At 63.2% G+C, this 532-nt stretch carries 1 protein-coding gene; it reads left to right on the forward strand.

Going from position 1 to position 532, the window contains the following annotated elements:
- Positions 1–137 precede the first annotated feature (137 nt).
- A partial coding sequence (locus tag J5M73_RS31025; RefSeq protein ID WP_207816874.1) for an IS3 family transposase occupies positions 138–532 on the forward strand: 395 nt, incomplete at its 3' end.

Below are 532 nucleotides of genomic sequence, written 5' to 3' on the forward strand. Positions count from 1 at the left end.
GCCGTTTAGTGCGTAGACAGCCGGGGGCAAGCGGGGGCAAGTGGGGCCGAATCAATGCTAGACAACGCCGCGCGGAAGGAGCTGTTGGCCCGAAAGTAGCAAGCCCGCAGGCCAAGCGCGAAGCGGTCCGAATCTTGATGACCGAACGCACCATGGGTGTTACCCGGGCCTGCGGGCTGGTAGGGATTTCGCGCTCGCTGTTGCACTACGAATCACGCCGCCGAGTTGACGACCAAGCGCTGACTGGCCGGATGATGGCCATCGCCGCGCAGAAGCGTCGTTACGGCTATCGCCGGATTCACGTGTTGTTGCAGCGGGATGGCTGCTTCGCCAACCACAAGCGCATCTGGCGCCTGTACAGCAAGGCGGGACTGAGCGTGCGCAAGCGGCGACGCAAGCGTATTGCGGCTGTCGAGCGCACGCCGCTGCCGTTGCCAACAGGCCCGAATCAGAGCTGGTCGATGGACTTCGTTTCTGACGGGTTGGCCTATGGTCGGCGGTTTCGATGCCTGAACGTGGTCGACGACTACAC

It is taken from the genome of Pseudomonas sp. 50_B, from assembly GCF_017491625.1.
Lineage (GTDB): Bacteria > Pseudomonadota > Gammaproteobacteria > Pseudomonadales > Pseudomonadaceae > Aquipseudomonas > Aquipseudomonas danubii.